Source organism: Synechococcus sp. B60.1 (genome assembly GCF_047462555.1).
GTDB lineage: Bacteria > Cyanobacteriota > Cyanobacteriia > Thermostichales > Thermostichaceae > Thermostichus.
Genome location: NZ_JANSJN010000007.1, coordinates 1 through 3,765 on the forward strand (window position 1 = coordinate 1; position 3,765 = coordinate 3,765).

At 61.4% G+C, this 3,765-nt stretch carries 3 protein-coding genes; all 3 read right to left on the minus strand.

The window, feature by feature from the left end:
- Positions 1 to 464, minus strand: a 464-nt coding sequence (locus tag NW863_RS01425; protein ID WP_414363985.1) for a hypothetical protein, incomplete at its 3' end; no start/stop codon positions are given.
- 35 nt (positions 465 to 499) lie between these two features.
- Positions 500 to 1,600 (minus strand): hypothetical protein, encoded by a 1,101-nt coding sequence (locus NW863_RS01430; protein WP_414363986.1) that lies wholly within the window; start codon positions 1,598 to 1,600, stop codon positions 500 to 502.
- Between the two features lie 183 nt (positions 1,601 to 1,783).
- A partial coding sequence (gene nrdJ / locus NW863_RS01435; RefSeq protein WP_414363987.1) for a ribonucleoside-triphosphate reductase, adenosylcobalamin-dependent occupies positions 1,784 to 3,765 on the minus strand: 1,982 nt, incomplete at its 5' end.

The following is a 3,765-nucleotide window of genomic DNA, read 5'->3' on the forward strand; positions in this document are numbered from 1 at the left end:
CGAAACAGCTCCGGTGGGGCCAGGTCATAGCTAAACGCCTCGGCTTCAAAGTGGCCGCTCATGCCCACCACTTGCCATTCAGCGCTGCGATTTCCTTGGCGGAAGCGCAACCGCTGCGCCCGCAGGGGCACCACCTGGATGACCTCGGCTGGAAACGCCTGGTACTCCCCCAGGTACTGCCGGGGATCCGGCGGCAGGTCGGCACTGCTTTCGATTTGAATCCAAAACACCCGCCCCGCCTGGTTGCCGTAGGCCCGGATCTGCTCTTGGCCTTGGTAGTGCTCCACGCCGCGTAGCCGCTGGCGTCCTACCTGCATAGACTTAGCCCACTCCGGCAAGGGATCCCCCAAACTAATGGACCAAGCCGGCCCGCCCAATCCCAGCCAACCCAACAGCAGCAGAACCCAAAGCCAGAGCCAGCAGCGTGGCCTTCTACGTGCAGGGATCCCCTCCTGGGCAAACATTGGTTTCCTCCACAATTCAACTCAAGGCCTTGATCTCAACGTAGGCGAAAGCCAATCCGACCGCGTTCAATATCGAAAGCAACGTCGGCGTTGAAAAACAGGGGCATGCCCAGCAGTTGCACCCTTTGGTTGCCGTTAACAAAGATCCGATCCCGGCTGGGCGTTACCGGAAAGCCCACCCGAATGCGGTAGTCAAATGCCCCCTCCAGGACGGCGCGCCATTCCGACCCGGGGGGCAGGGTTGAGGTGGGAAAGGGAGGGGATCCCAACAGGCGAACGTTGAGGAAGATGTCGGAGGCGCCGCTGTCAAATAGGGTGGGACTGAGGACATTTTGAATAGAGGTATTGCTGATGCTGTAGGCCACCTGCAGGGCTTCATCCCGCCAGATGGGCGTGCCATTGGGAAAGCTTCCCACCTGAGGCAGTTGCCGGAAATTGAAACCAGCGGTGTTGGCCTCCGTCAGGCCGAGGGTGAAAAGGCCTTGCCCAGAGTCGAACCCACCTGTCTGGAGGATGTACCCAGAACCCAAATTGCCCGGCAGGCGAGGAAGGGGGCTAAACAAGTTGGCATCGGGGCTGCGCTCGTCTAGGGAGGTGCCAAGGATCCCAGTAAAGGGCCGCCCTGGTCCAAATAGGTTGTCGGAGCAGGTGGCCACCAGACCCTCCACACAGGTAATTTGGTCAATCAACTGAATCGTTACCGGCTCTTGACTTTGGATCCCGCCCAAGCCAAAGGGAGCGCGGGCCAGCACCCCGATAAATTGTGTGCCATCGGCAAAGGTTACTGTGGAAGGGATCCCTGTCCGCTCCAGGCCAAGGCGGCCTGCTGCTGACGATAAGATGCGCAGCCCTGCCGAGCCGGTGTCCAGTAACACCTCGGCCTCCCCCCCTGCCACTTCCACCCTCAAGCTCAGCAACTTAAAGCGGCTATTGCCCAGAGTGCGCACCGTCAGAGGGATTGACTGGCTGCCCGGCTCAGGCGGAGGCGGGAGCAATCCAGGAGGGGAGGTCCCAGAGCCCTTGGGGCTAGAACAGGCGATCCCCAGCAGCACCACCAGCGCCAGCACCAGCCCCCCCAGTCTGCGCCGGATTTCCCTCGCCCAGGCTTTCTTTTGGAGCCGCTCTCCTGTCTGCATCAGATCCCACTCCCCCAGCCAGCAAACGCTTGGGCAGGGAAAACCCAACTGCGCCCAGTGCGCCTGCCCTGCTGATGGGGCTGCCGAGGCGCGCACGGCTATCCCAGCCAAGAACAGTGTAGCCAGGGCCGGCTAGCGGAGAAGGGGCAACAGCACCTAGCTTGGGCGGGATCCCCCCTTCTGCTAACGGGGCGGGTTCTCGCTCTGCGGGCTGGCCTCCGGCATTAGACAGCCGAGAGCATCACACCCTGCCGGCCCCTCTGCCATGAGGGCGAGGTTGCGGTCGTAGCGCGCCAGGGCCTCGTAAAAGTTGTCGGTTTTTCGTCTTTGCTTGACTTCAGCCATCAGCCGTTCATAGGTGGCTTTGTCAATTTTCTCAAAGGGCAAGCGGGGGAAGGGAGCGTCGAAGCGCGCCAACAGCGCTGCGCTAATGTACCCCTCGTCGTCGCGGATGGCCTCGTAAATGCGGGATCCCAGCGCCTCGATCTCGTCCTCCCGCAGCTCGATGGTGGCTGAGGTGTTGTGGGTAGTGTAGTACTTTTGCACCTGCATGTAGAAGTCAAACTGGGCCAGGGCAGAGAAGCGCTCAATCTCAATCTCCTCGGCGCCGGGCAAATTGGCCCACTCCACCTCCACCGGCAGCTCCACCAGCCACTCGGTACAGCGGGGATCAAAGGGATCGTTGAGCAGGTTGCCGTTTTCGTCCTTGTCCGCCTGGGCAGGCACTACCGAGTAGCCATAGTCCAGACAGGCAAGGGCCACGGGGTCGTTTTTGGCAAAGGTGATGCGGCGGATGTAGCGCTGGGCCTTGGGCGGGTGCCAGCCGGGCGAGGCGTTGGTGAGCAGGGACTTGGTGCCAGCAGGCTGAACAGTGGTGCAGCGGTTGGGACGGCGCAACCCGTGGCGGTCGCAGTAGTCCCAGACCACGCGGTGGACAACCTCCTTCCAAAAGCTGAGGTATTCCCGCTCCTGCTGCTTAAACTCCCGCCCCAGGGGCGTATCCGGCCTCCCCTCCTGCCACCAGCGCAACCAGTCCACCCCAAAGGCTTTGACGCAAAAGTCAAACAGCCCCGTAAACGAGACGCCGACGATGGGATCCCACTCCCGCGAGCGCTGGAAGCGGGGCTCGACAAAGCGATGGTGCAATAGCGCCGCCGCTGTCAGGGCCCCCGCCGTGAAGGCCTCCTCTTGTTCCTGGCGGTTGTGGGGATCCAGCCGGTTGAGGTGGATCTCAGCCAGGTTGCAGTGGAAGTCGCATCCAATGATCTCGCCGCAAGGGTTTAACCCATACCGCCGCAGCCGGTGCTCCAGTTCAGCCTCGGGCAGGGTTGGCCAGTGGTGTTTTAGCCAGCGTCGAGCTTCCTCTGGGCCTTGGGAGGCATAGATGTTGAGGAAGGTCTGTTTCAATTCTGGAGTGGCGAGCAGGTCGGCATTGGCCCGCGCCACAGCTTCCCCCGCCCACTGGATGGCTCCCTCGCCGGAGTAAAACTGCTTGCGCACCGCCGCAATGCACTCTTCTCGCGTTGGCTTGCGGTGGAACACGCGCGTGTGGTTGGCCATGCGCAGGGCATCCCGCTCCGGGTCAATTCTCCAGTTGCCCTGCTCGTCCTGCTGCCAGAGGTTGTCCTTGGCGCTGGATCCCAGCTCGTCGTCGGCGGCAAATTGGCGCATGCCCGCGCTGTTGTGGGTGAGATAGCCATTGCAGTAAAAGCAATGGGCCTCTTCGACTTCAATGTCGTAGGTTCGTACCCAGTCATGGCTGCCTAGGCCCTTAACTGTAACGGGGATATCCAAATCCAACCCCGACTCAGCCAAGTATCGTTCATAGTTGGCTTCGACCGACCGAGCTCCTTGGCAGCCCATGCCGCGCATCTCAGTGTAGCTGTATACTTCCCGCAGCAGGGAGCCCGGAATCGTAAAGTCATGCGTCTCCAGCCCTTGGGGCAACTTCCCTTTAGCTGAGTAGGGAGCCACCAAGGCGTTGTACCGATCCTTGAATGCCGGTAGGGTAAGGCTGTATTGAACCTGCCAGTTCTCCTGCTGGGGGGGGAGGATTGTGAGTCGGCCTGCAATACCCAGACTGGAGAGCACAGCCCCCACTTGCAGGGCAAAGGAGCGGTGGACAGTTGTCAGCAATTGGGGGGGATGACTACGGGTTGACCCAT

Bases quoted from the DNA above. Each gene is read 5' to 3' on its own strand.
- NW863_RS01430 (WP_414363986.1), bottom strand. From the start codon at position 1,600: ATGCAGACAGGAGAGCGGCTCCAAAAGAAAGCCTGGGCGAGGGAAATC.